The organism is Streptomyces sp. NPDC051243 (genome assembly GCF_044455405.1).
Classification (GTDB): Bacteria; Actinomycetota; Actinomycetes; order Streptomycetales; family Streptomycetaceae; genus Streptomyces.
The window spans coordinates 94,257-119,774 of record NZ_JBITES010000022.1; the positions used below are offsets into that span (position 1 = coordinate 94,257).

At 69.1% G+C, this 25,518-nt stretch carries 24 protein-coding genes; 1 reads left to right on the forward strand and 23 read right to left on the reverse strand.

Annotation, left to right across the window (positions count from 1 at the left end; genetic code table 11):
* Nucleotides 1-4 precede the first annotated feature (4 nt).
* From ACIBAG_RS41050 to rpmE, 17 genes are all read right to left on the reverse strand, one after another.
* Nucleotides 5-451 carry a DUF2550 domain-containing protein gene (locus tag ACIBAG_RS41050; protein ID WP_031485809.1) on the reverse strand — a complete coding sequence of 149 codons (447 nt, stop codon included), beginning with the start codon at nt 449-451 and terminating at the stop codon, nt 5-7.
* A 162-nt stretch (nt 452-613) separates the two neighbouring features.
* On the reverse strand, nt 614-988 hold the full coding sequence (locus ACIBAG_RS41055) for a F0F1 ATP synthase subunit epsilon (protein ID WP_399112634.1): 375 nt from the start codon (nt 986-988) through the stop codon (nt 614-616).
* 213 nt (nt 989-1,201) lie between these two features.
* Complete coding sequence (gene atpD, locus ACIBAG_RS41060) at nt 1,202-2,638, reverse strand: F0F1 ATP synthase subunit beta (protein ID WP_399112635.1); 1,437 nt, start codon at nt 2,636-2,638, stop codon at nt 1,202-1,204.
* Nucleotides 2,638-3,555, reverse strand: a complete 918-nt coding sequence (locus ACIBAG_RS41065; protein ID WP_399112636.1) for a F0F1 ATP synthase subunit gamma — start codon at nt 3,553-3,555, stop codon at nt 2,638-2,640. Before ACIBAG_RS41065 ends, atpD begins: the two co-directional genes overlap by 1 nt.
* 21 nt (nt 3,556-3,576) lie before the next feature.
* Entirely contained in the window at nt 3,577-5,184 is a 1,608-nt protein-coding gene (gene atpA / locus ACIBAG_RS41070; RefSeq protein ID WP_399112638.1) for a F0F1 ATP synthase subunit alpha, read from the reverse strand.
* 133 nt (nt 5,185-5,317) lie between these two features.
* Complete coding sequence (locus tag ACIBAG_RS41075) at nt 5,318-6,133, reverse strand: F0F1 ATP synthase subunit delta (protein WP_399112640.1); 816 nt, start codon at nt 6,131-6,133, stop codon at nt 5,318-5,320.
* Nucleotides 6,130-6,678, reverse strand: coding sequence for a F0F1 ATP synthase subunit B (locus ACIBAG_RS41080; RefSeq protein WP_031485820.1), 549 nt, complete (start codon nt 6,676-6,678; stop codon nt 6,130-6,132). The genes ACIBAG_RS41075 and ACIBAG_RS41080 overlap by 4 nt, the downstream gene beginning before the upstream one ends.
* Before the next feature lie 41 nt (nt 6,679-6,719).
* Nucleotides 6,720-6,953, reverse strand: coding sequence for an ATP synthase F0 subunit C (atpE, locus tag ACIBAG_RS41085; RefSeq protein ID WP_031485821.1), 234 nt, complete (start codon nt 6,951-6,953; stop codon nt 6,720-6,722).
* Between the two features lie 78 nt (nt 6,954-7,031).
* A complete protein-coding gene (gene atpB / locus ACIBAG_RS41090; RefSeq protein WP_399112720.1) occupies nt 7,032-7,802 on the reverse strand; it encodes a F0F1 ATP synthase subunit A in 771 nt (256 codons plus the stop codon).
* A 273-nt stretch (nt 7,803-8,075) separates the two neighbouring features.
* Nucleotides 8,076-8,510, reverse strand: a complete 435-nt coding sequence (locus ACIBAG_RS41095; RefSeq protein WP_399112641.1) for a hypothetical protein — start codon at nt 8,508-8,510, stop codon at nt 8,076-8,078.
* 329 nt (nt 8,511-8,839) lie between these two features.
* Nucleotides 8,840-10,207: an MraY family glycosyltransferase gene (locus ACIBAG_RS41100; protein ID WP_399112643.1), complete on the reverse strand. Its 1,368-nt coding sequence runs from the start codon at nt 10,205-10,207 to the stop codon at nt 8,840-8,842.
* Nucleotides 10,208-10,347: 140 nt separating this feature from the next.
* Entirely contained in the window at nt 10,348-11,586 is a 1,239-nt protein-coding gene (glyA, locus tag ACIBAG_RS41105) for a serine hydroxymethyltransferase (protein WP_399112645.1), read from the reverse strand.
* Between the two features lie 71 nt (nt 11,587-11,657).
* Nucleotides 11,658-12,338, reverse strand: coding sequence for a protein-tyrosine-phosphatase (locus tag ACIBAG_RS41110; protein WP_399112646.1), 681 nt, complete (start codon nt 12,336-12,338; stop codon nt 11,658-11,660).
* Nucleotides 12,335-12,982, reverse strand: coding sequence for an L-threonylcarbamoyladenylate synthase (locus ACIBAG_RS41115; RefSeq protein ID WP_399112647.1), 648 nt, complete (start codon nt 12,980-12,982; stop codon nt 12,335-12,337). The genes ACIBAG_RS41110 and ACIBAG_RS41115 overlap by 4 nt, the downstream gene beginning before the upstream one ends.
* A gap of 61 nt (nt 12,983-13,043) precedes the next feature.
* Nucleotides 13,044-13,883: a peptide chain release factor N(5)-glutamine methyltransferase gene (gene prmC, locus ACIBAG_RS41120; protein WP_399112649.1), complete on the reverse strand. Its 840-nt coding sequence runs from the start codon at nt 13,881-13,883 to the stop codon at nt 13,044-13,046.
* Nucleotides 13,884-13,981: 98 nt separating this feature from the next.
* Nucleotides 13,982-15,058 (reverse strand): peptide chain release factor 1, encoded by a 1,077-nt coding sequence (gene prfA, locus ACIBAG_RS41125; RefSeq protein ID WP_399112651.1) that lies wholly within the window; start codon nt 15,056-15,058, stop codon nt 13,982-13,984.
* 106 nt (nt 15,059-15,164) lie between these two features.
* Nucleotides 15,165-15,389 carry a 50S ribosomal protein L31 gene (rpmE, locus tag ACIBAG_RS41130; protein ID WP_014675000.1) on the reverse strand — a complete coding sequence of 75 codons (225 nt, stop codon included), beginning with the start codon at nt 15,387-15,389 and terminating at the stop codon, nt 15,165-15,167.
* Nucleotides 15,390-15,544: 155 nt separating this feature from the next.
* On the opposite strand from rpmE, the gene ACIBAG_RS41135 reads away from it, so the two are divergent.
* Nucleotides 15,545-16,012: a hypothetical protein gene (locus ACIBAG_RS41135; protein ID WP_399112653.1), complete on the forward strand. Its 468-nt coding sequence runs from the start codon at nt 15,545-15,547 to the stop codon at nt 16,010-16,012.
* Nucleotides 16,013-16,041: 29 nt separating this feature from the next.
* Here the strand turns inward: ACIBAG_RS41135 and ACIBAG_RS41140 are convergent, their stop codons facing one another.
* From ACIBAG_RS41140 to ACIBAG_RS41165, 6 genes are all read right to left on the reverse strand, one after another.
* Nucleotides 16,042-17,178, reverse strand: a complete 1,137-nt coding sequence (locus tag ACIBAG_RS41140; protein ID WP_399112655.1) for an LCP family protein — start codon at nt 17,176-17,178, stop codon at nt 16,042-16,044.
* Nucleotides 17,179-17,383: 205 nt separating this feature from the next.
* A complete protein-coding gene (locus tag ACIBAG_RS41145) occupies nt 17,384-19,195 on the reverse strand; it encodes a trypsin-like serine protease (RefSeq protein WP_399112722.1) in 1,812 nt (603 codons plus the stop codon).
* Between the two features lie 134 nt (nt 19,196-19,329).
* On the reverse strand, nt 19,330-21,327 hold the full coding sequence (gene rho / locus ACIBAG_RS41150) for a transcription termination factor Rho (RefSeq protein ID WP_399112657.1): 1,998 nt from the start codon (nt 21,325-21,327) through the stop codon (nt 19,330-19,332).
* Between the two features lie 408 nt (nt 21,328-21,735).
* A complete protein-coding gene (gene thrB, locus ACIBAG_RS41155) occupies nt 21,736-22,653 on the reverse strand; it encodes a homoserine kinase (RefSeq protein WP_399112659.1) in 918 nt (305 codons plus the stop codon).
* Between the two features lie 441 nt (nt 22,654-23,094).
* Nucleotides 23,095-24,153 carry a threonine synthase gene (gene thrC, locus ACIBAG_RS41160; protein ID WP_399112660.1) on the reverse strand — a complete coding sequence of 353 codons (1,059 nt, stop codon included), beginning with the start codon at nt 24,151-24,153 and terminating at the stop codon, nt 23,095-23,097.
* A 6-nt stretch (nt 24,154-24,159) separates the two neighbouring features.
* On the reverse strand, nt 24,160-25,449 hold the full coding sequence (locus ACIBAG_RS41165) for a homoserine dehydrogenase (protein WP_399112724.1): 1,290 nt from the start codon (nt 25,447-25,449) through the stop codon (nt 24,160-24,162).
* Nucleotides 25,450-25,518: the final 69 nt, after the last annotated feature.

A 25,518-nucleotide genomic window follows, 5' to 3' on the forward strand; every position in this document is an offset into this window, starting at 1 on the left:
CGTACTAAGCCACATTGACGCGCTGACCGGGCGGGGCTGCCTCAAGCCACGCGAGGAAACCGGTCAGCGCGTCTTCGCTCATGGCGAGTTCCAGGCGCGTGCCCCGGTGCAGACAGACGAGGATCACGTGGTCGGACAGGAGCGCCAGCTCCTCCTCGCCCTCGGGGACGCGGCGGCCGGCCACCTCGATCGCGGAGCGCTCCAGGATGCGGCGCGGGCGGTAGGCGTAGGAGAAGACGCGGTACCACTCGATGCGGTCGCCGTTGTAGCGGGCGACGCCGTAGGACCAGCCTTTGCCGCTGGTGTCGGGTTTCTCGGGTACGTCCCAGCGCAGGGAACAGTCGAAGGTGCCGCCGGAGCGCTGGATGAGCCTGCGGCGCAGGCCGAAGACGAACAGCCCCAGCACCACCAGGGCGACAACGATTCCGCACACAGTCAGAGCGAGGACCATCGACACCGACCTCCTCGTCTCCTAGGTAACGGAACGGAAAAAACTTCCATATCTGCCTCAGCCGCGACCGGCACCGGATCACTCCGGTCCCAGCCGCGGCTGAGTGACGTCATCGCGTGCGCTCCCCCAGAGCCTAAAGGGCCCGAGAGGTGACCCCGTGGGTCAGCGCGCCGTCGCCGCCCGCAGGCGGACCTCCGCGCGGCGCTCGGCGGACGCGTCGTCGTCCGACTTCGCGCGCTCGAGTGCCCGCTCCGCGCGCTGGACATCGATCTCGTCCGACAGCTCGGCGATCTCGGCCAGCAGCGACAGCTTGTTGTCCGCGAACGAGATGAAACCGCCGTGCACCGCGGCGATCACGGTTCCACCTTCACTCGTACGGATGGTCACCGGGCCCGACTCCAGCACACCGAGCAGCGGCTGGTGACCGGGCATGACGCCGATGTCGCCGGACGTGGTGCGCGCGACGACCAGGGTGGCCTGGCCCGACCAGACCTCACGGTCGGCGGCGACCAGCGCGACGTGCAGCTCAGCAGCCAAGGTGGCTCCTCGGGTCACCACCCGGCACTCCTGCCGGGTGTTGCGTATAAGTCTAGTAGGGCGCCGAGCGCCAATGTGTCGGGCCCCGCCCCAGGGTCCTGCTGGGGGTCTGGGGGTTATCCCCCAGGCAAATGCAGCAGTAGGCGTGACAGAGGGGGCGGGACGTGCCCCGCCCCCTCTGTCCAGAGCTCAAGGCTCAAGAACACCGGTGCGTCAGGAGACGCCCAGTTCCTTCGCGTTCTTCTTGAGGTCCTCGAGACCACCGCACATGAAGAACGCCTGCTCCGGGAAGTGGTCGAACTCACCGTCGCAGATCGCGTTGAACGCGGCGATCGACTCGTCCAGCGGCACGTCCGAGCCGTCCACACCGGTGAACTGCTTGGCGACGTGCGTGTTCTGGGACAGGAAGCGCTCGACGCGGCGGGCACGCTGGACGACCAGCTTGTCCTCCTCGCTGAGCTCGTCGATACCGAGGATCGCGATGATGTCCTGGAGGTCCTTGTACTTCTGCAGGATCCCCTTGACGCGCATGGCGCAGTTGTAGTGGTCCTGCGCGATGTAGCGCGGGTCCAGGATCCGGGACGTGGAGTCCAGCGGGTCCACGGCCGGGTAGATGCCCTTCTCGGAGATCGGACGGGACAGAACCGTCGTCGCGTCGAGGTGGGCGAAGGTGGTGGCCGGGGCCGGGTCGGTCAGGTCGTCCGCGGGGACGTAGATCGCCTGCATCGAGGTGATCGAGTGACCACGGGTCGAGGTGATGCGCTCCTGGAGGAGACCCATCTCGTCGGCCAGGTTCGGCTGGTAACCCACCGCGGAGGGCATACGGCCGAGCAGGGTCGACACCTCGGAACCGGCCTGCGTGAAGCGGAAGATGTTGTCGATGAAGAACAGCACGTCCTGCTTCTGGACGTCACGGAAGTACTCGGCCATGGTCAGGCCGGCCAGCGCGACGCGCAGACGGGTGCCCGGGGGCTCGTCCATCTGACCGAAGACCAGCGCGGTCTTGTCGATGACGCCGGACTCGCTCATCTCGTCGATGAGGTCGTTGCCCTCACGGGTGCGCTCACCGACACCGGCGAACACGGACACACCGTCGTGGTTGTTGGCGACACGGTAGATCATCTCCTGGATGAGCACCGTCTTGCCGACGCCGGCGCCGCCGAACAGACCGATCTTGCCGCCCTTGACGTACGGGGTCAGCAGGTCGATGACCTTGACGCCGGTCTCGAACATCTCGGTCTTCGACTCGAGCTCGTCGAAGTTCGGGGCCTTGCGGTGGATGGACCAGCGCTCGCCGTCGTAGGTCTCGTCGACGTTCAGCACCTCACCGAGGGTGTTGAACACCTTGCCCTTGGTGAAGTCGCCGACCGGGACGGTGATGCCGTCGCCGGTGTCGGTGACCGGGGCCTGGCGGACCAGACCGTCGGTGGGCTGCATGGAGATGGTGCGGACCAGGCCGTCACCCAGGTGCTGGGCGACCTCCAGGGTCAGCGTCTTCTTCTCGCCGGCGTTGGCCGGGTCGGCCACCTCGACGTGAAGCGCGTTGTAGATGTCCGGCATCGCGTCGACGGGGAACTCCACGTCGACGACCGGGCCGATGACCCGGGCGACGCGGCCCGTAGCCGTCGCGGTCTCAACAGTGGTGGTCATTAGCGGTCACTCCCCGCGGTCGCGTCGGCCAGGGCGCTCGCGCCACCGACGATCTCGCTGATTTCCTGGGTGATTTCGGCCTGGCGGGCCGCGTTGGCAAGACGGGAGAGCGTGTTGATCAGCTCGCCCGCGTTGTCGGTGGCCGACTTCATCGCGCGCCGCGTGGCGGCGTGCTTGGAGGCGGCCGACTGGAGCAGCGCGTTGTAGATACGGCTTTCCACGTAGCGCGGCAGCAGGGCGTCGAGGACGTCCTCCGCCGAGGGCTCGAAGTCGTACAGCGGGAGAAGCTCGCCCTTGGACGTAGCCTCCTCCGCGACCTCTTCGAGGCTGAGCGGCAGCAGACGCGCATCCAGCGCCTGCTGGGTCATCATCGACACGAACTCGGTGTAGACGATGTGGAGCTCGTCCACGCCGCCCTCGGCCGTCGCCGTCTCGATCGCCTCGATCAGCGGAGCCGCGACCTTCTTGGCGTCCGCGTACGTGGGCTCGTCGGTGAAACCGCTCCACGACTCCGCGATCTTGCGCTCACGGAAGTTGTAGTGCGCCACACCACGGCGGCCGACGATGTAGACGTCGACCTCCTTGCCCTCGCGCTCCAGGCGCTCGGTGAGCTGCTCCGCCGCCTTGATGGCGTTGGAGTTGAACGCACCGGCGAGACCGCGGTCGCTGGTCAGGAGCAGCACCGCGGACCGCGTGACCGTCTCGGCCTGCGTGGTCAGCGGGTGCTTGGTGTTCGAGCCGGTGCCGACCGCCGTGACCGCGCGCGTGAGCTCGGTCGCGTAGGGCGTGGAGGCCGCCACCTTGCGCTGCGCCTTGACGACGCGCGAGGCGGCGATCATCTCCATCGCCTTCGTGATCTTCTTGGTCGCGGTGACGGATCGGATGCGACGCTTGTAGACCCGGAGCTGGGCTCCCATGAGTCAGGTCCCTTCCTTACGTCACTTGGAGGCGCTGGTCGCCTTCGGGGCGGCCGGAGCCTCTTCGCCGAGGAGCTTGCCGTCCGCGGTCTCGAACTGCTTCTTGAACTCCGCGATGGCGTCGGCGACGGCGCCGAGGGTGTCGTCCGACATCTTGCCGCCCTCCTTGATGGAGGTCATGAGGCCCTGCTCCTTGCGGTGCAGGTACTCAAGCAGCTCCTTCTCGAAGCGGCGGATGTCGGCGACCGGCACGTCGTCCATCTTGCCGGTGGTGCCGGCCCACACGGAGACGACCTGGTCCTCGGTGGACATCGGCTCGTACTGGGCCTGCTTCAGCAGCTCGACCATGCGCTGACCGCGCTCCAGCTGCGCCTTCGACGCGGCGTCCAGGTCGGAACCGAAGGCGGCGAACGCCTCCAGCTCACGGAACTGGGCGAGGTCGACGCGGAGACGGCCCGAAACCTGCTTCATCGCCTTGTGCTGCGCGGAACCACCGACTCGGGAGACGGAGATACCGACGTTCAGCGCGGGGCGCTGACCGGCGTTGAACAGGTCCGACTCCAGGAAGCACTGGCCGTCGGTGATGGAGATGACGTTGGTCGGGATGAACGCCGAGACGTCGTTGGCCTTGGTCTCGACGATCGGCAGACCGGTCATCGAGCCGGCGCCCATGTCGTCGGAGAGCTTGGCGCAGCGCTCCAGCAGACGGGAGTGCAGGTAGAAGACGTCACCCGGGTAGGCCTCACGGCCCGGCGGGCGGCGCAGCAGCAGGGACACGGCGCGGTAGGCGTCGGCCTGCTTCGACAGGTCGTCGAAGATGATGAGGACGTGCTTGCCCTCGTACATCCACTGCTGACCGATGGCCGAACCGGTGTACGGCGCCAGGTACTTGAAGCCGGCCGGGTCGGACGCCGGGGCGGCGACGATGGTCGTGTACTCCAGCGCGCCGTTCTCCTCCAGCGCGCGGCGGACCGACGCGATGGTGGAGCCCTTCTGGCCGATGGCGACGTAGATGCAGCGGACCTGCTTGTTCGGGTCGCCGGTGCGCCAGTTGTCGCGCTGGTTGATGATCGTGTCGACGGCCAGGGCGGTCTTGCCGGTCTGGCGGTCACCGATGATCAGCTGACGCTGGCCACGGCCGATCGGGGTCATCGCGTCGACGGCCTTGTAGCCGGTCTCCATCGGCTCGTGCACCGACTTGCGCTGCATGACCGTGGGGGCCTGCAGCTCGAGGGCGCGGCGGCCGGACGTCTCGATCTCGCCGAGGCCGTCGATCGGGTTGCCGAGCGGGTCGACGACGCGGCCGAGGTAGCCCTCGCCCACCGCGACGGAGAGAACCTCACCGGTGCGCTGCACCGGCTGCCCCTCCTCGATGCCGCTGAACTCACCGAGGACGATGGCACCGATCTCGCGCTCCTCGAGGTTGAGGGCGAGGCCGAGGGTGCCGTCCTCGAACTTCAGCAGTTCGTTGGCCATGGCCGAGGGCAGACCCTCGACCTTCGCGATGCCGTCGCCGGCAAGGGTGACCGTACCGACCTCCTCGCGCGAGGCCGCGTCCGGCTTGTACGACTGGACAAAGTTCTCCAGCGCGTCCCGGATCTCCTCCGGCCGGATCGTGAGCTCCGCCATCTGGGTTCCCTGCTCTCCTTGTTGGGCCCGAAGTTTCACTTGGGGGGGATGGGGACTCCCCCCTGAAAGAGGTGAATCCTCTGCACGGCCCAACATGGGCCGTCGTAAGTACGTACTGCGTATTGAGTTGCTGCTAGCTCGCCAGTCGGCGGCCGGCGTCCTCGATGCGGTCCGCGAGGGAGCCGTTGATCAGCTCGTCGCCGACCTGCACCCGGATTCCGCCGACGACCTCGGGGTCCACGTCGAGGTTCAGGTGCATCGTGCGGCCGTAGAGCTTCGCGAGGGCGGCGCCCAGGCGCTGCTTCTGCCGGTCGCTCAGCGGCACCGCGGAGGTGACCACGGCCACCATGCGGTCCCGGCGCTCGGCGGCGAGCTTGGACAGGGACTCCAGTCCCGACTCCAGGCTACGTCCACGCGGCGCGGTCACAAGACGCGTCACCAGACGCTCGGTGGTCGCCTTGGCCCGGCCGCCGAGCAGGCTGCGCAGCAGTTCGCTCTTGGCCGAGGTGGTGGCGGCGCGGTCGGTCAGCGCGGCGCGCAGCTCGGTGCTGGAGGAGACGATCCGGCCGAACCGGAACAGCTCGTCCTCGACATCGTCGAGCGTGCCCGCCTTCTGCGCGGCGGTGAGGTCGGCGGTGTCCGCCAGCTCCTCCAGCGCGTCCACCAGGTCGCGGGACTGCGACCAGCGGGAGCGCACCATGCCGGCCAGCAGGTCGGTGGCCTCGCCGCCGACCTGGCCACCGAGCAGGCGCTGGGCCAGCTCGGCCTTGGCCTCACCGGCCTGCGCCGGGTCGGTCAGGACCCGACGCAGCGACACCTCGCGGTCGAGCAGCGCGGTGACGGCGGCCAGCTCGTCGGCGAGCTTGGTCGCGTCGACGGACGTGTTGTCCGTCAGCGCGTCGAGTCGCTCGCGTGCGGCTGCCAGGGCCTCGCGGCTCGCTCCGTTCATCGTCCGGCCTCGGCCTTCTCCTCGAGCTCGTCGAGGAAGCGGTCGATCACGCGGCTCTGCCGGGCGTGGTCCTCGAGGGACTCACCGACGAGCTTGCCGGCCAGGTCGGTGGCGAGCTTGCCGACGTCCTGGCGCAGCGCGGAGGACGCGGCCTTGCGGTCGGCCTCGATCTGCGCGTGACCGGCGGCGACGATCTCCTCGCGCTGCCGCTGGCCTTCCGCACGCATCTCGGCGATGAGCGCGGCGCCCTGCTCCTGCGCCTCCTGGCGCAGACGCGCGGCCTCGTGCCGGGCCTCGGCGAGCTGGGCCTTGTACTGCTCGAGGACGCTCTGGGCCTCGACCTGGGCCGCCTCGGCCTTCTCGATACCACCTTCGATCGCCTCGCGGCGCTCTTCCAGAACCTTGTTGATGTTCGGAAGCAGCTTCTTCCAGAAGAAGAAGAACACGATGGCGAAGGCGATGGTGCCGACGAGCAGCTCGGGGCCCGGAGGAACGAGCGGGTTCTGCTCTTCCTCGGCCGCCAGCTGTACCAGGTTGGCGATCACATCAATGCCTTTCGTAGAAAGGGTGGCTCGTCAGGGTTCGATCATCCGTAGACGAACGGCATGACGATGCCGATGAGGGCGAGCGCCTCACAGAAGGCGAAGCCGAGGATCTGGTTGGCACGGATCAGGCCGGCGGCCTCGGGCTGGCGGGCCAGGGCCTGGGTGCCGTTACCGAAGATGATGCCGACGCCGACGCCGGGGCCGATGGCGGCCAGGCCGTAGCCGATGGAACCGATGTTGCCTTCGACGGCGGCGAGGGTCTCAAGGGCAGCCATGCTGATTCTTCCTTCTCTTTCATGGACCGGCGGGGGTTGGCCACCGGACGTTCTTGGGGGCTTGTGGTGCGGCGGGGCTCAGTGGTGCTCGGCCAGAGCGCCCTGGATGTACGAGCAGGCCAGCAGCACGAAGACGTACGCCTGGACGGCCTGCACGAAGAGCTCGAAGAGGATCATGACCATGGTCATGACGAAGGAGACACCGGCCGCCGGGATCATCCAGCTGTTCAGCAGGTACCAGGAGGCGACGGTGAACATGACCAGCATCAGGTGGCCGGCGAACATGTTGGCGAAGAGTCGCACCGCGTGCGTGAACGGGCGGACGAACAGGTTCGAGAAGAACTCGATGACCATGACGAGCGGCAGCACCGCGCCGAGCGACTTGTCGTAGCCGGTGACGTTCTTGAAGAAGCCGACGAAGCCGTGGCGCTTGAAGGTCAGCGAGACCCAGACGACCCAGACGATCGCGGCCAGCACCATCGGGAAGGCGATGATCGACGAGACCGGGAACTGGGCCAGCGGGATCACGGACCAGATGTTCATGATCCAGATGAAGAAGAAGAGCGAGACCATCAAGGGGACGAACTTCTCGCCCTCCTTCTTGCCGAGGGTCTCGTAGACGATGGTGCGGCGTACGAAGTCGTAGCCGGCCTCGCCGACCATCTGCAGCTTGCCCGGGACCACCTTGGCCTTGCCGAAGGCGGCCCAGAAGAAGGTGATGACCAGGAGTGTGGTGATGAGCGCGAGCAGCATCACCTTGTTGAACTCGAACCCGCCGACCGTGGCGATCGGCTTGAAGAGGAACGAGTGCAGGCCCGGAGCCGGAAAGCCACACCCGTTGTCGGACATGATCCGACAACTCCAGTCAAAGGCGAGCTGGGTCTGGTCAGCACTCACCGCGGGCTCCTTCGGCGTGACGCATGGGTACGGCAACCTCGTTGTGTCGGCGCGGCGCGCAGCCGCGGATCGGCACCGGACTGGTGTTACGAATGTGGGGGCGGCTGGGGGGCATCAAGCCTCGCGATTGAGCAGGCGTCAGCTCAGATGCCCGCGCCCGCGATGCCGCAGTTGGCACCGGACGATAGCAGGACTTCTTACACGCTCTTATCTCGGCCCTACCCCTCACGACGAGTGCCCCGATTTTTCGGGCTTGCCGCCCGAGGAGTCGGGTTCGACGTAGAGGATCTTGGCCTTCATGTGAGCACGCGTCTGAGCGGCGATCCACGCGAGCGTGGTGGCGATGAGCGTGATCGCGAAGGCCTTGGGGTGGAACAGCGTGGTGTCCCGGAACAAGCTCAGGAAGATGAACAGCAGCAGGATCTGCGCCGCGTAGAGCATCAGGCCCATCATCTGGAACAGATGCGGAAGCGATTTGGCAGTCCGCTGCAGAACGTAGAGCCCGATCCCCATGAAGAGGATCGTGAGCACCGCCGCGACAACCGCACCGATCGCGCCCTTCCCGCCCACGACCACACCACTGACGACGGCAGCGACCGCGCCGACGGCGGCCGTGGGTACGGCAGCCTGAAGCAGGATCCGGACGTCATTGGACGGCATGGCGGCAACTCCGCTTTCACGGTGGGGGCAGGGTGTCGTCATGGACGAGCGTAGTCCCGGGCTGAGAGAGAACCTCACACCAATGGACCGTCGCACTACGGTCCTTCGGCTCTATCCGGGGGGGTTCTCGTGAACCGTATCACAAACTATTTGATGAGGTCTTTACCTGGAGGGTGTGCGCACTGTCACACATGAGAGTGACAGTGCGCGTCTGTGCAGAATCCCGGTCGACTTGTCTGGTATTGGGGGCTTCGCACCCCCATCGCACTCCCACGGTTTGGCAATGCTCTAGTCAGATTCTTACCTTGCCCGTGTTCCCAGGCCCGCCGTCAGCGCGACGTTCCGGCCTTGCCCCGGTCCAGCAACCGCGAACGGGCGCCGATCGCGGTCGCACCGTTGACGCGCGAGACCCCGGCCGCGACCGGCGTACGGGGCTCCTCCTCGGACCGGGCTGCCCCGGCCGGGGCGCCCGTCGCTGTGTCGGCGGAGGCGGTCTGCGGTGTGGTGGCGGCCGGTTCCACGACGGCCCCGCGACGGCGGTAGCGCGGCGGCACGAAGGCCTCGGCCCAGCGCGGGGCCCGCGGTGTGAAGCGGGGCAGCAGGAGCAGGACGAGGCCGATGGCGCTGAGGAACACCACGCCCAGCACGATCCACATGGACGCCGAGTTCACGGAGTAGGCGAGCGTGCCGAAGGCGATCAGCGCCGACCAGAAGTACATGATCAGCACCGCGCGGCTGTGGGAGTGGCCGATCTCCAGCAGGCGGTGGTGCAGATGGCCGCGGTCGGCGGCGAACGGCGACTGGCCGCGCCAGGTGCGGCGGACGATCGCCAGCACCAGGTCGGCGGCGGGGATAGCGATGATCGTCAGCGGCAGCAGCAGCGGGATGTAGACCGGCACCGTCTGGTGCACGGCCTCCCTCTCGGACTGGGCGAACACCTTCAACGCGTCCGGGTCGACCTGGCCGGTGATGGAGATGGCACCCGCGGCAAGCACCAGGCCGATGAGCATCGAGCCCGAGTCGCCCATGAAGATCCGCGCCGGGTGCATGTTGTGCGGCAAAAAGCCCAGGCACATGCCCATCAGGATCGCCGCGAACAGGGTGGCCGGGGCGGCGGCCTCGATGCCGTACGACACCCAGACCCGGTAGGCGTAGAGGAAGAACGCGGCCGAGGCGATGCACACCATGCCGGCCGCGAGGCCGTCCAGGCCGTCGACGAAGTTGACCGCGTTGATGGTGATCACGACCAGGGCGACGGTGAGCAGGGTGCCCTGCCACTGGGTCAACGCGACCGAGCCGACGCCCGGGATGGGCAGCCACAGGATGGTCAGACCCTGCATGACCATGACGCCCGCGGCGATCATCTGGCCGCCCAGCTTGATCAGGGCGTCGATCTCGAACTTGTCGTCCAGTACGCCGATGAGCCAGATGAGCGCCGCTCCGGAGAGCAGCGCCCGAGGCTCGTTGGACTTCTCGAAGACCGCACTGAGGTTGGTCAGGTGGTCGGCGACCAGCAGGCCGGCGCACAGGCCGAAGAACATCGCGATCCCGCCGAGCCGCGGAGTGGGTTCCCGGTGCACGTCACGTGCCCGGATCTCCGGCATCGCTCCGGCCACGATCGCGAATTTCCGTACCGGCCCTGTCAGCAGATACGTCACCGCGGCCGTGATGCAGAGCGTCAGCAGGTATTCACGCACAGGCTTCCCCACAAGTCTCGCTGGCCATCTCAGCCCCACACACTAGCGATGGACTCGTACGCGACGCATATGTGTGGGGACTTCCGGGTAGCGACGATGGTTGCACGCGTGGCTGTGTATGCGGGTGCGTCTACCCCGCCTCAGCCGGGATACGGCGGAAATCTACCGGCCAGCTCCCGCACTTCTTCACGGGCCTTCTGGCTTTCGGCCTCTCCTCTGAGCACACTCGCCAGCAACGCGGCGAGCCACGTCATCTCCTCCTCCGCCATGCCCTGGGTGGTCACGGCCGCCGTGCCGAGACGCAGGCCACGGGCGTCGCCGTGCGGCAGCGCACAGCAGTCCAGCACCATCCCGGCCGCCGCGAGCCGCCCGCGCGCGGTGCGGCCGTCCACGCCGAGGGGGGCCGGGTCGGCGGTGATGAGGTGGGTGTCGGTGCCGCCCGTGGTGACGACCAGCCCCTCCGCGGCCAGCGCGGCCGCCAGCCGCCTCGCGTTGGCGACCACCTGATGGGCGTAGGCGGTGAACGCGGGGGTCGCCGCCTCGCCGAACGCGACGGCCTTGGCGGCGATGGTGTGCATCTGGGCACCGCCCTGGGTGAACGGGAAGACGGCGCGGTCGACGCGCTCGGCCAGCTCGCTCCCGCACAGGATCATGCCGCCGCGCGGGCCGCGGAGCACCTTGTGGGTGGTGGCGCAGACCACATCGGCGTACGGCACCGGATTCGGCGCCGCTCCCCCGGCGACGAGTCCGATCGGGTGGGCGGCGTCGGCGATGAGGTACGCCCCGATCTCGTCGGCGACCTCGCGGAAGAAGGCGTAGTCGAGGTGCCGGGGGTAGGCGATGGAGCCGCACACGATCGCCTTGGGCCGGTGGGCGAGGGCCAGGGTGCGCACCTGGTCGTGGTCGATGAGCCCGGTCTCCGCGTCGACGCCGTAGGGGACGAAGTCGAACCAGCGGCCGGAGAAGTTGGCGGGCGAGCCGTGTGTGAGGTGGCCGCCGTACGGCAGTCCGAGGGCGAGGACGGTGTCGCCGGGCCGCAGCAGGGCGGCGTACGCGGCGAGCACGGCCGAAGAGCCCGAGTGGGACTGGACGTTGGCGTGCTCGGCCCCGAACAGCGCCTTGGCCCGCTCGACGGCGAGCCGTTCGGCGACGTCGACCATCTCGCACCCGCCGTGGTACCGGGCGCCCGGATACCCCTCCGCGTACTTGTTGGCGAGCGGCGACCCGAGAGCCGCGAGGACGGCCGGCGACGTGAAGTTCTCGGCGGCGATGAGCTGGAGCGTCGTCGACTGCCGGTCGAGCTCCCCCAGCAGGATGTCGGCGAGCTGAGGGTCCTGGCGGCGCAGGACGTCGGCCTCGATGGCAGGGGTGACCGTCATGGTGGGCTCCGGGGCGTCGACGGTGACGTACGTCCAATGTAGGCCGGGGACCTCACGGACGCCCGGTGTTGTCACATCCTCGCGGCCACACCGGTGAGGGCCGTGACCACCGGGTCCAGCGCCTCGTGTATCTCGTCGCCCACCGACCGGAAGAACGTCAGCGGTGCGCCGTACGGGTCGTACACCTCGTCCGCCTCCGCGGTCGGCGCGAGGAGCCACCCGCGTAGAGCGGCGGCCGCCCGGACCAGGGCGCGTGCTCGGATGACCACGCCGTCCTCCAGGGGAGGCAGGGTCGCGGGGTCTATGGCCCGGACCAGACGGGTGAACTCCTTGAGGGTGAAGGTGCGCAGGCCTGCCGAGTGGCCCATGGAGATGACCTGGGCGCGATGGTCGCGGGTGGCCGTCAGGACCAGGTCGGCCCGGATCACGTGCTCGTCGAGGAGCTCGCGGCCGGTGAAGCCGGAGGCGTCCGCGCCGAAGTCGGCGAGGACCGTCTCCGCGTTCGATTCCATGGGCGCGCCCTCGTGGCCCCAGGTGCCCGCGCTCTCCACGATCAGCCCGCCGCCCAGCACACCGAGCCGCTGCTTCACGAAATGCCGGGTCAGCCGCTCGGTGATCGGCGAGCGGCACACGTTGCCGGTGCTGACGTGGAGGATGCGGAAGCTGTCGCGCGGGAGTCCCACGAAGGTCGTCGTGATCTCCGCCGCGCGTTCCCCGTTGCCTATGCCACGCCCCGCTTCAGGGGCTGTCAATTGGCCACCTCGAGGTCGGGTACGACCTTTCGCAGTTCGTCCGCCGAGATGGCGCCCGCGCGCAGCAGGAGGGGCACCTCGCGGGTGACGTCGACGATCGACGACGGGACGTTGCCGGGGGTCGGGCCGCCGTCCAGGTAGACGGAGACCGAGTCGCCGAGCATCTCCTGCGCGGCGTCGCAGTCCTCGGGGGCGGGGTGGCCGGTCAGGTTCGCCGACGACACCGCCATCGGGCCGACCTCGGTGAGCAGCTCGATCGCGATCGGGTGCAGTGGCATGCGCACGGCAACCGTGCCCCGGGTGTCGCCCAGGTCCCACTGCAGGGACGGCTGGTGCTTGGCGACCAGCGTGAGCGCGCCCGGCCAGAACGCGTCGACCAGCTCCCAGGCCAGCTCGGAGAAGTCGGTGACGAGACCGTGGAGCGTGTTCGGGGACCCGATCAGCACAGGGGTGGGCATGTTCCGGCCCCGCCCCTTGGCCTCCAGCAGGTCGCCGACGGCCTCCTTGGAGAACGCGTCGGCGCCGATGCCGTACACCGTGTCGGTCGGGAGGACCACGAGCTCGCCCCGGCGGACGGCGGACGCGGCCTCGCGCAGACCCGTCGTGCGGTCGGTCGCGTCGTTGGTGTCGTATCGCCGTGCCATGTCTAGCGGGCCTCCTCGTACACGAAGTACACGTACTGCGGGACTGAAGTGCGGGCGGTGGTCACGGCAGCGCCTTGCGGGCGGTCGCGAACCTCGGGCGGTTGTTGAGGTCGGGGTGGTCGGCCGCGTCGGCCCAGCCCCGCTCCTCGGTGAAGATCCACGGCACCTGGCCGCCCTGGGTGTCGGCGTGTTCGATGACGACGACACCGCCCGGGCGCAGGAGCCGGTGTGCGGTCCGTTCCAGACCGCGGATGAGGTCGAGGCCGTCCTCCCCCGAGAACAGGGCGAGTTCGGGATCGTAGTCCCGGGCCTCGGGAGCGACGTACTCCCATTCGGTCAGCGGGATGTAGGGCGGGTTGGAGATGACCAGGTCGACCTGGCCGTCGAGGTCGGGGAAGGCGTCCAGGGCGTTGCCCTGCCGCAGGTCGACGCGCGAGCCCTCGACGTTCTTGCGGGTCCACACCAGGGCGTCCTCGGACAGCTCCACGGCGTGCACCCGCGAACGCGGGACCTCCTGCGCGAGGGCCAGCGCGATGGCGCCGGAGCCGGTGCACAGGTCGACGATGCAGGGCTCGACGACGTCCATCGCGCGCACCGCGTCTATGGCCCAGCCGACGACCGACTCGGTCTCGGGGCGGGGCACGAACACGCCCGGCCCGACTTGGAGTTCGAGATAGCGGAAGTACGCCCGCCCGGTGATGTGCTGGAGCGGCTCACGCTGCTCGCGCCGGGCGATGACCTCCCAGTACCGGGCGTCGAACTCCGAGTCCTTCACGGTGTGCAGCTCGCCCCGCTTCACGCCGTGCACGAACGCGGCGAGCTCCTCCGCGTCGGTGCGCGGCGAGGGCACGCCGGCGTCGGCCAGCCGCTGGGTGGCCTGTGCCACCTCGGCGAGCAGCACGCTGCGGGGGCTTTGGGGTCGCCCCCCAAGAGATTGCTGCACGCAAGTCCTCCGTGTCGTACTCGTACGTGCGTACGCCCTTTACGTCTTCGACGTCCTTACGCGGCCGCCAGCTTCGCCGCCGAGTCCGCGTCGACGCAGGCCTGGATCACCGCGTCGAGGTCTCCGTCCAGGACCTGGTCCAGGTTGTAGGCCTTGAAGCCGACGCGGTGGTCCGAGATGCGATTCTCCGGGAAGTTGTAGGTGCGGATCTTCTCGGAGCGGTCGACCGTGCGGACCTGGCTGCGGCGGGCGTCGGCGGCTTCCTTCTCCGCCTCCTCCTGCGCCGCGGCGAGCAGCCTGGAGCGCAGGATACGCATCGCCTGCTCCTTGTTCTGCAGCTGGCTCTTCTCGTTCTGGCAGGAGGCGACGACTCCGGTCGGAATGTGCGTGATGCGCACCGCGGAGTCGGTGGTGTTGACGGACTGACCACCCGGGCCGGACGACCGGTACACGTCGATGCGAAGGTCGTTCGGGTTGATCTCGACGTCGATCTCCTCGGCCTCCGGCGTGACCAGCACACCGGCCGCGGAGGTGTGGATACGGCCCTGGGACTCGGTCGCCGGCACACGCTGCACGCGGTGCACGCCACCCTCGTACTTCAGCCGCGCCCACACGCCCTGGCCGGGCTCGGTCGCACCCTGGCCGCCCTTGGTCTTCACCGCGACCTGGACGTCCTTGTAGCCGCCGAGCTCGGACTCGGTGGAGTCGATGATCTCGGTCTTCCAGCCGACGCGCTCGGCGTAGCGCAGGTACATGCGCAGCAGGTCGCCGGCGAAGAGCGCGGACTCGTCGCCGCCGGCGCCGGCCTTGATCTCGAGGATGACGTCCTTGTCGTCGCTGGGGTCACGCGGGACGAGCAGGAAGCGCAGCTTCTCGGTCAGCTCCTCGCGCTGCTTCTCCAGCTCCTTGACCTCGGCGGCGAACTCCGGGTCGTCGGCGCCGAGTTCACGCGCGGTCTCGATGTCGTCGCCGGTCTGCTTCCAGGAGCGGTACGTGGCGACGATCGGGGTGAGCTCGGCGTAGCGCTTGTTCAGCTTGCGCGCGTTGGCCTGGTCGGCGTGGACCGACGGGTCGGCGAGCTTCGTCTCCAGGTCGGCGTGCTCAGCGACCAGGTCCTCGACGGCCTCGAACATCTTGGGGCTCCTGTGTGCGTACGGGGGTGAAGTGGGCGGCGACCAAAAACGCCGGTCCCGGCGCGCCTGGGTAGGGCGCGGCCGTGGACCGGCGAAATGGGGCTCGCTACTTCTTGGAGCCGGCGGCAGCCTTGCCGAAGCGGGCCTCGAAGCGGGCCACACGGCCACCGGTGTCGAGGATCTTCTGCTTGCCCGTGTAGAACGGGTGGCACTCGGAGCAGACCTCGGCGCGGATGGTGCCGCTCTCGATCGTGCTACGGGTGGTGAACGACGCGCCGCAGGTGCAGCTGACCTGCGTCTCGACGTACGCGGGGTGGATGTCGCGCTTCAAGGTGTCTCCTAGTTTCGGGAGGGCACCGGGTCGCCACCGCGGGATGCGGGAGCGTGAACCGGGGCCGACGTACCAGTCTGCCAGGACTGACCGCATCCCCCAAAACCGGGGGGCGGTGTGATCTATTCCCGGGGGCGGGAGCAGGGAGTGCGGGGATGGGTTACGAGCTGCGCGCGGTGATCGCCGGCGAGGAGTCGCTGGGTGCGATCGCAGGGGACTTGTCCGCCGCGCGGGCACCCCTTGGCCAGGGCCTGTCGCTGATGCCGATGACGGAGGACCTGTTCGACTCCGTCACGAACGGCGGCGGCGCCCGCGCCCTGGGGTTCTGGTGGCTGCCCGAAGGGTTCGACCGCCGCCTCGCCGAGTGGTCGGCCGCCGGGCCGGTCGCCTTCGTGGAGGCGGACTACTTCGGTGGGGTCGGTGAGCAGCGGGCGGCGGTGTGGGACGGCGGTGCGCTCGTGCTGGGGCCGCTGGGCGTCGCGGAAGGACAGGGCTTCCCGCCCGGTGGCAGCCCGATCTCACAGGCACTTCGCCGGCTGGGTGCGGTGGCGCGGGCCGGTGCGGACGAATTCGACGCCGTGGGGCTCGGCCGCCATCGCCACAACGAGGGCTGGGTCGGCTGATCCCCCGTCCGCCCCCGAACCCGCGTCGCTCATGACGATGTCACCACGCCGTTGGCGTCGCCCGTCGCCGTGCCCTTCGTGGCCGACTTCGGGATCGCCTTGTCGTTCTTCAGGGCCTCCCAGACCAGCTTCGCCTTCGCCTCCGCCACGATCACCCGGTTCGGGTCCGCCGGGTCGTACTGGACCGGCATGGTGACCATGTTCATGTTCTTGGAGCTGATGCCCTTGAGGCCGTTGGCGAAGGACATGAGGGAGTTGACGGTGCCGAGGTCGGAGTCGGTCGTGACCGTCTTGGTGGCGGTGTTGGCCAGGTCGTAGAGCCTCTTGGGATTGCCGAAGAGGTTGATGTCCTTGATCTGGTTGATCAGCGCCTTGATGAAGGCCTGCTGGAGCTGGATGCGGCCGAGATCGGAGCCGTCGCCGACGCCGTGCCGGGTGCGGACCAGGCCGAGGGCCTGCTTGCCGGTGAGCTCGTGGGGGCCGGCCTTGAGGTTGAGGTGGCTGTCGGGGTCGTTGATGTCCTTGGTCGTGGTGACCTTGACGCCGCCCAGTTCGTCGATCAGCTTCTGGAAGCCGGAGAAGTCGACTTCCAGGTAGTGGTCCATCCGGATGCCGGTCAGGGACTCGACGGTCTTCACCGCGCAGGCCGCGCCGCCCGTGCCGTACGCCTCGTTGAACATCACGCCGGACGCGGCGTCGTGCGTGGTGCCGTTGGTGTCGGTGCACTCGGGGCGGTCGACCAGGGTGTCGCGCGGGATGGAGACCACGCTGGCCTTCTTGTGGCCCTCGTAGACGTGCACGATCATCGCCGTGTCGGAGCGGGCGCTGCCGTCGTCGGTACCGCCGCCGACCTTCTTGTTGCTGCCGGAGCGGGTGTCCGAGCCGAGGACGAGGATGTTCTCCGAGCCGTTGTCGACCTTCTCGGGTCGGTCGGTGCCGAGGGCCTGGTCGATGTCGACGCTCTTGATGTTGCCGTTGAGCTTGAAGTACAGGTACCCGGCGCCGGTACCGCCCAGGATCACGATCCCGGCGGCCGTCCAGGCCGTGATCAGCAGGCCCTTGCGCTTGTCGCGCGGCTTGCGACGGCGGCCCTTGGCGCGGTGGCGCGGACCGGTGGTGCCGGTACCACCCGGTATGCCGGGCTCCGGCGTGCTCTCGGCGGACACTGTGCTCCTCGGTTCTCGTCCGGTCGGTTACCCCCTGCTTTCAGGGTCAGGCCTGGCCATTTGGCCCGTACCGCACCATCGTCACCCCGTCCGGTCAGACGGGGAAACTCGGAGAAGGGTTGCACAACGGACCGTGCCCACCGCTGGGAGCGGTGGGCACGGTGGGTGCTCGGTGATCCAGGTCGTACCCGTCTCACCTGCGGTTTCAGCCGAAGATGTCGTACTGCTTGAAATCGGTACCGACGGACTTCGGTGTGGCAAAGATCTCGCTCGTGGCCTTTCCGGTGCCCGGGTACAGGTAGAGCGTGCCGGAGGAGTTACGGGCCAGGAAGTCGGCCTTGCCGTCGCCGGTGACGTCACCGACGGCGTCGAAGCCGGTGTAGGTCGCCCAGGTGCGCACCTTGATCCGGGTGGAGAAGGCGCCCGTGCCGGCCTTGCCGGTGCCCTTGAACAGGTAGATGTAGCCGCCGGACGAGCTGCGCGCGATCAGGTCGGTCTTGCCGTCACCGGTGAAGTCGCCGTGGCCGCGCAGGGAGTTGTACTGGTTCCAGCCGGAGCCGACCTTCACCCTGGTCCCGAACGTGCCGTTGCCGTTGCCCGGGTAGATCCACAGGTAACCGCCGGAGTCGACCGAGAGCAGGTCGGGCTTGTAGTCGCCGGTGACGTCACCGGGGACGACGATGCGGGTGCGGGTCTTCCAGTTGTCGGCGATCTGCTTGGTGGCCCAGGTTTCGCTGGACGGCACGTAGTGCGCCCAGAACAGGTCGCCGTCGGAGCTGCGCCGGAACACCAGGTCCTCGTAGCCGTCCCGGTCGAGGTCGGTCTGCAGGACGAGGTTGACGCCGTCCCAGTTGCCCCAGGACTCGCGCGCGGCGAACGACGTGCCGTTGGAGTTCTTGGAGTAGCCGGTCTTCGTGGAGGCGTTGCGCAGCCACATGTCGGCCCGGTGGTCACCGTTGATGTTGGTGTCGTCGATGCGCGGGTAGGCGGCACCGACGTAGGAGCTGACCTTGGCGAAGACGCTGTACGCGCCCTCGGCCACGCAGTCCTGCACACCCCAGGAGACGACACCGACGATGCGGCCGTTCACGACGAGCGGCCCACCGGAGTCGCCGTTGCAGGCGGACGTCGTGCCGCTGTCGCTGCCGGTGGCGGGGTTGCCCGCGCAGACCATGTGGCCCTTGATGAACTCGCTGCCGTAGTAGCCGGCACACGTGGTGTCGGACTGGATGGGCAGCGTGGCCGTCTTCAGCGTCTCGGAGATGTCCTGGCTGGTGGAGCTGGTCCGGCCCCAGCCGTAGACCTTGGCGCTCGTCCCGGCGGCGTACGAGGCGGTGTCGCCGGACGTCGTCATGCGGATCGGCGTCGCCTTGACCGGGTTGGCCAGCGTGACGACGGCGATGTCGTTGTCGATCGTCGTCGAGCTGTACGACGGGTGGTTCCACTGCCGGTGCGGCAGCGTGACCGTGCCGCCGTGCAGGTCGGTGTTGCCGGCGTCGTCGGTGGTCGGCAGCTGGGCGGTGCCGGTGACGACGGCGCCGTAGTTGTACCAGTCGTAGCCCTTGACGCAGTGCGCGGCGGTGAGGATCTTCGTCGGCGCGACGACGGCGCCGCCGCAGAAGAACCCGAGGTCGTCGGCCTCGTCGGTGGTGCCCTGGTCGTCGTAGTACCAGAGCTGCGCCATCCACGGCGCCGAGGTGATGGTCGTCGTGGTGCCGCCGATGACCATGGGGCTCGCGGTGGAGTCGTCGGAGGTGCCGCTGGTGCTCGCGCTGTACGACGACTTCTGCGCCGTCTCCCCCGCGGTGTCGTCACCTTCGACGGCGCCGGCGACGCGCCGCTCCAGCTCGGCGAGCGAGGCGGAGCTGGTGGCCGGCTTCACGGTGGGCTCGGGCAGCGCGGTCGCGGCCCCCGCGGACGTGGTCAGCAGGGCGGCGGCGACGGCCGCGGCGACACCGACGGCGGCGACGGGCAGCCCGAAACGTATCCGGCGTCTGTGACGACCGTTGCCGGACATGGTGGTGGTCAAGAAAGTCCCCCCAGGGATGCATGAGTAGGAAGGGGCACACGGATGCCCCTGCTCCTCTCAGCGCCAAAAGGCCGCCGTACGTCACTGAGTGACGTACGGCGGCCTTTGCCGGGTGACTTGCGTCAGTCGCCGTTGCCCGGCGTCGGCGTCGTCTTCTGAATCTGCATCAGGAACTCGACGTTCGACTTGGTCTGCTTCATCTTGTCGAGCAGCAGCTCGATCGCCTGCTGCTGGTCGAGCGCGTGCAGCACCCGGCGCAGCTTCCATACGACGGCCAGCTCTTCGTTGCCGAGCAGGATCTCTTCCTTACGCGTACCGGACGCGTCGACGTCCACCGCCGGGAAGATGCGCTTGTCGGCGAGCTTCCGGTCGAGCTTGAGCTCCATGTTGCCGGTGCCCTTGAACTCCTCGAAGATCACCTCGTCCATGCGGGACCCGGTGTCGACCAGAGCCGTCGCCAGGATGGTGAGCGAGCCACCGTCCTCGATGTTCCGCGCGGCACCGAAGAAGCGCTTCGGCGGGTACAGCGCGGTCGAGTCGACACCACCGGACAGGATGCGGCCGGAGGCGGGCGCGGCCAGGTTGTACGCACGGCCCAGACGCGTGATCGAGTCGAGCAGCACGACGACGTCGTGGCCCAGCTCCACCAGCCGCTTGGCACGCTCGATGGCGAGCTCGGCGACCGTCGTGTGGTCCTCGGCCGGGCGGTCGAAGGTCGAGGAGATGACCTCGCCCTTGACCGACCGCTGCATGTCGGTGACCTCTTCCGGACGCTCGTCGACGAGGACGACCATCAGGTGGCACTCGGGGTTGTTGTGGGTGATCGCGTTGGCGATCGCCTGCATGATCATGGTCTTACCGGTCTTCGGCGGGGCCACGATCAGACCGCGCTGGCCCTTACCGATCGGCGACACGAGGTCGATGATGCGGGTGGTCAGCACGCCCGGGTCGGTCTCCAGACGGAGCCGGTCCTGCGGGTACAGCGGGGTCAGCTTGTTGAACTCCGGGCGGCCGCGGCCGTGTTCGGGCGCCATGCCGTTGACGGAGTCGAGACGGACCAGCGCGTTGAACTTCTCGCGCCGCTCGCCTTCCTTGGGCTGACGGACCGCACCGGTGATGTGGTCACCCTTGCGCAGGCCGTTCTTGCGGACCTGGGCGAGGGAGACGTACACGTCGTTCGGACCGGGCAGGTAGCCCGACGTACGGATGAAGGCGTAGTTGTCGAGGATGTCCAGGATGCCCGCGACCGGGATCAGGACGTCGTCCTCGGCGATCTGCGGCTCCTGCACGTCGTCGCGGCCACGACGGCCCCGGCGGTCGCGGTAGCGCCCGCGACGGCCACGACGGCCGCCCTCGAAGTCGTCGTCGTCCTGCTGCTGGCGGTCACGGTCCTGACGGCCGCCGCCCTGCTGCTGACCCTGCTGCTGGCCGCGCTGGCCGCCCTGCTGGTCGTCGCCCTTGCGGCGGTCGCCGCGGTCGCCGCGGTCACCGCGGTCACGGTCGCGGCCACGCTCACGGCGGTCGCGACGGCGGCCCTCGCCGCCCTCACCGGCGTCACCCTTGGCCTCGCCCTGCTGGGCCTGCGGCTGCGCGGGCGTCTCGGCCTTCGGCTCGCTCTTGGCCTCGGCGGCGACCGTCTCGGGGGCGGCCGCGGGGGCGCCCGCCTCGGCGGTGGCGCGGCGACGGCGGCGCTCGGCCGGCGCGTCCTCGCTGGCCGGCTGGCCGGGGATCTCGATCTGCTGCTGGGCCACGGCCTTCTCGGCGGGGGCCTCAGCCGCCTTCTCCGCCTTCTTCTCGGCGTCGTCGCCGGTACGGGCCTTGGAGGTGGCGCGGCGCTTGGGCTTGGTCTCGGTGGCGGCCTCCGCCTTCGGAGCGGCGGCACCTCCCCCGGCCTGCGCCTCCTTGATGACCTCGATCAGCTGGCTCTTGCGCATGCGCGCGGTGCCCCTGATGCCGAGGCCGGATGCGACCTGCTGCAGCTCGGCCAGCACCATGCCCTCGAGGCCGGTACCGCGGCGCCGCCGGGAGCCGGCACCGGTGGCAGGCGCGGAGGCGTCCGTGGCGGGCGCGGCAGCGGTCTCCTCGACACGTGCGCCCATCAGATCGGTGGTGTCGCTCACGAAGGGTCCTTCCCTGGAGCGGACGTCGGCCTGTCTGGCTCGGCGACCGGTTGTGCTGTCCGGCTTCGGTCCTTGGTGTGTGGACCGTGCCGGGGCGGTGGTCCGCCAAAGCGGCGGAGGAAATATCTGGTGATGACGCTTCCCAGAGCTGTGGCACTCAGTGTCTGTGTCACTCGGCTCGGTCGCGCCGGTTCCGGAGCGTGCCCGGCAAGTCGCTCAGCGCCCGCGTACGAGGTACTGCCCGCGTACGTCGTACGGAACACAGTGCGGCTTGGGAGGCTCCCGGAAGAATGTCTGTCCCGGACGGGGACACGAAGCACCTCGCCATGGTGGGGTCGGGTGCAGACTTGAGGTTAACACTACCGGATCCAACAAACATTCCCCCTCTCGAAATCCGGCAACCGTGTGTCAGGTCGCAAGCGGCAGCACGCTCGCTCCCTGGGCGTCCAGCTCGAGCCGGTTCGCGGCCCAGCCGTCGCCTGCCAGATGGGCGACCTTGTCGGCGCTGTCGTCGTCGACCAACGCCAGAACGGTGGGACCCGCGCCGGAGATGACCGCCGGGACTCCGTCGGCCCGCAGCCGCTCCACCAGGGCCGCGCTCTCCGGCATCGCGGGCGCGCGGTACTCCTGGTGCAGACGGTCCTCGGTGGCGGGCAGCAGCAGCTCGGGGCGCCTGGTCAGGGCCTCGACGAGCAGGGCGGCACGGCCCGCGTTGGTGGCGGCGTCGACGTGCGGCACGGTGCGCGGCAGCAGGCCGCGCGCGGTCTCGGTGAGGACCGGCTTTCCGGGCACGAAAACCACCGGAACGATGGAATCGGCGGGATCCATCCTGATCGCGCGGGCGGCGCCGCCCTCCATCCAGGACAGGGTGAATCCGCCGAGCAGACAGGCCGCGACGTTGTCGGGGTGGCCCTCGATCTCGGTGGCGAGCTCGAGCAGGGCCGTGTCGTCGAGCTTGGCCTCGCCGCCTATGGTCACGGCGCGCGCGGCGACGATGCCGGCGCTGATGGCGGCCGAGGAGGAGCCGAGGCCACGGCCGTGCGGGATGCGGTTGGCGCAGACGATCTCCAGGCCGCGGGGCTGGCCGCCCAGCAGATCGAAGGCGGTGCGCAGGGACCGTACGAGAAGGTGGCTTTCGTCACGCGGGAGCGTCTCGCTGCCCTCACCCGCGATGTCGATGTGCAGCCCGGAGTCGGCCACCCGGACGACGACGTCGTCGTAGAGCCCCAGCGACAGGCCGAGGGCGTCGAAGCCCGGGCCGAGGTTGGCGCTGGTGGCGGGGACGCGCACCCGGACGGCGGCGGCGCGGAAGGCTGGACCGGCCATCGCTCGATGACTCTCCTTGAGCTGCGTGATTGTCGAAGACATTCGATGACGTACGACGGACCCTGGAGCCGCGTCCGGCCGTGAGGCCGGCGGACGTCCCCCTGCCGCTCGCGGGCCGCGGAGACGGCGCGGCCACCTGCCCCATGCGGAGGCATATGCGGCGGGCGGGTTCAGTACAGCCTATCGAAGGTAGGTTCTGTGGCGACATAGGGCGCACAGGAGGCGCACGATGCGTGTCGTAAGCCCCCTGTGCACCCCCCGTAGGGAAGTTCCCCAGGTGAGCGCCCTCTGACTCGCTGACGCGAGCCTACTGCGACGGGGTGTGGTGTCGCTACGACGGGGTGCGGCGCCGCCACTGCGAGCGGGTGGGCGCCGCTCCGACGGGGTGCGGCACCCTCGTTCGCTCCGTTGCTCCGTTGCTCCGTTCGCCCCGTTCGCCCTTTACGCCAGCCCGAGCCGCTCGGCCGCCGTCGCCGCGTCGACCGGGACGGTGACGGGCTGCGGGGCGCCGGCGACGGCCCAGTCGGGGTCCTTGAGGCCGTTGCCGGTGACGGTGCACACGATGCGCTGGCCCGGGTCGACCTTGCCCTGCTCGGCGGCCTTCAGCAGACCGGCCACGGACGCGGCGGAGGCGGGCTCCACGAAGACGCCCTCCTGCGCGGCCAACAGCCGGTAGGCGCGCAGGATTTCACGGTCCGTCACCTCGTCGATGAACCCGCCGGACTCGTCCTTCGCGGCCAGCGCGAACTGCCAGGACGCCGGGTTGCCGATGCGGATGGCGGTGGCGATGGTCGACGGGTCCTTGACGACCTCGCCGCGCACGATGGGCGCCGAGCCGGAGGCCTGGAAACCCCACATGCGGGGGGTCTGCTTCGAGACACCGTCGGCGGCGTACTCCTTGTAGCCCTTCCAGTACGCGGTGATGTTGCCCGCGTTGCCCACCGGCAGGACGTGGACGTCGGGGGCGTCGCCCAGCATGTCCACGATCTCGAAGGCGGCCGTCTTCTGCCCCTCGATACGCACCGGATTGACCGAATTGACCAGCGCCACGGGGTAGTTGTCGCTCAGGTCGCGGGCGAGCGTGAGGCAGTCGTCGAAGTTGCCGTCGACCTGGAGGATCTTCGCGCCGTGCACGAGCGCCTGGCCCATCTTGCCGAGCGCGATCTTGCCCTGCGGGACGAGAACGGCCGAAACCATACCCGCGCGCACGGCGTAAGCGGCGGCGGAGGCGGAGGTGTTACCGGTGGAGGCGCAAATAACAGCCTTCGCCCCCTCCTCCTTGGCCTTGCTGATGGCCATGGTCATGCCGCGGTCCTTGAAGGACCCGGTGGGGTTGGCGCCTTCCACCTTGAGGTGGACCTCGCAGCCCGTGCGCTCGGAGAGCACCTGCGCGGGCACGAGGGGCGTGCCGCCCTCGCGGAGCGTCACGACCGGCGTGGTGTCGGAGACGGGCAGCCGGTCCCGGTACTCCTCGATGATTCCGCGCCACTGGTGGGTCATTGCTGGTTACTCTCCTTCAACCCGCATGATGCTGGCGACACCCCGCACGGTGTCGAGCTTGCGCAGCGCCTCCACGGTCCCGCCGAGGGCCGCGTCGGACGCTCGGTGGGTGACGACGACGAGGGAGGCCTCGCCGTCCTTGCCCTGCTGGCGAACCGTATCGATCGAGACACCGTGCTCCGCGAACACGGTGGCCACCTGGGCGAGAACACCCGGTTTGTCCGCCACGTCGAGGCTGATGTGATAGCGCGTGACGACGTCACCCATCGGCGAGACGGGCAGGGCGGCGTACGCCGACTCGCCGGGCCCCGTTGCCCCGCTGAGCCGGTTGCGGCAGACGGCGACGAGGTCGCCGAGCACGGCCGAGGCGGTCGGGGAACCGCCCGCGCCCGGGCCGTAGAACATGAGCTGACCGGAGGCGTCCGACTCGACGAACACGGCGTTGTACGCGCCGCGCACGGAGGCGAGCGGATGGGTCAGCGGAATCATCGCGGGGTGCACGCGCGCGGTGACCGACTGGCCGTCCCCGGCCCGCTCGCAGATGGCGAGCAGCTTGATGGTGCAGCCCATCTCCTTGGCGGAGGCGAAGTCGGCCGCGGTCACCTCGGTCATGCCCTCGCGGTAGACGTCGTCGAGGCGCACGCGCGTGTGGAAGGCGATACCGGCGAGGATGGCGGCCTTGGCGGCGGCGTCGAACCCTTCGACGTCGGCGGTGGGGTCGGCCTCGGCGTACCCCAGGGCGGTGGCTTCGTCGAGGGCCTCCTGGTACCCGGCCCCGGTCGAGTCCATCTTGTCGAGGATGAAGTTGGTCGTCCCGTTGACGATGCCGAGCACCCGGTTGACCTTGTCACCGGCGAGGGACTCGCGCAGCGGCCGGATCAGCGGGATGGCACCGGCGACGGCGGCCTCGTAGTAAAGATCCTTGTCGTTCGCCTCCGCCGCGGCGTGCAGGGCGGCGCCGTCCTGGGCGAGGAGCGCCTTGTTGGCGGACACGACGGAGGCGCCGTGCTCGAAGGCGGTGGTGATGAGGGTGCGGGCGGGCTCGATGCCCCCGATGACCTCGACCACGACGTCGATGTCGCCGCGTTTGACGAGGGCGGTGGCATCGGTGGTGACGAGGGCCGGGTCGATGCCCTCGCGGACCTTTCCGGGCCGCCGTACGGCCACCCCCGCGAGCTCCACGGGAGCGCCGATCCGGGCGGCGAGGTCGTCGGCGTGCGTCGTCATGATGCGCGCCACCTCTGAGCCGACAACTCCACAGCCCAGCAGCGCCACCTTCAGCGGACGCGTACGCATCATCCGACCTCGTTTCCTCATACCGTCTACGGTTGCACCAGTCTCACTCACCGGACGGGAGTTTCTGCC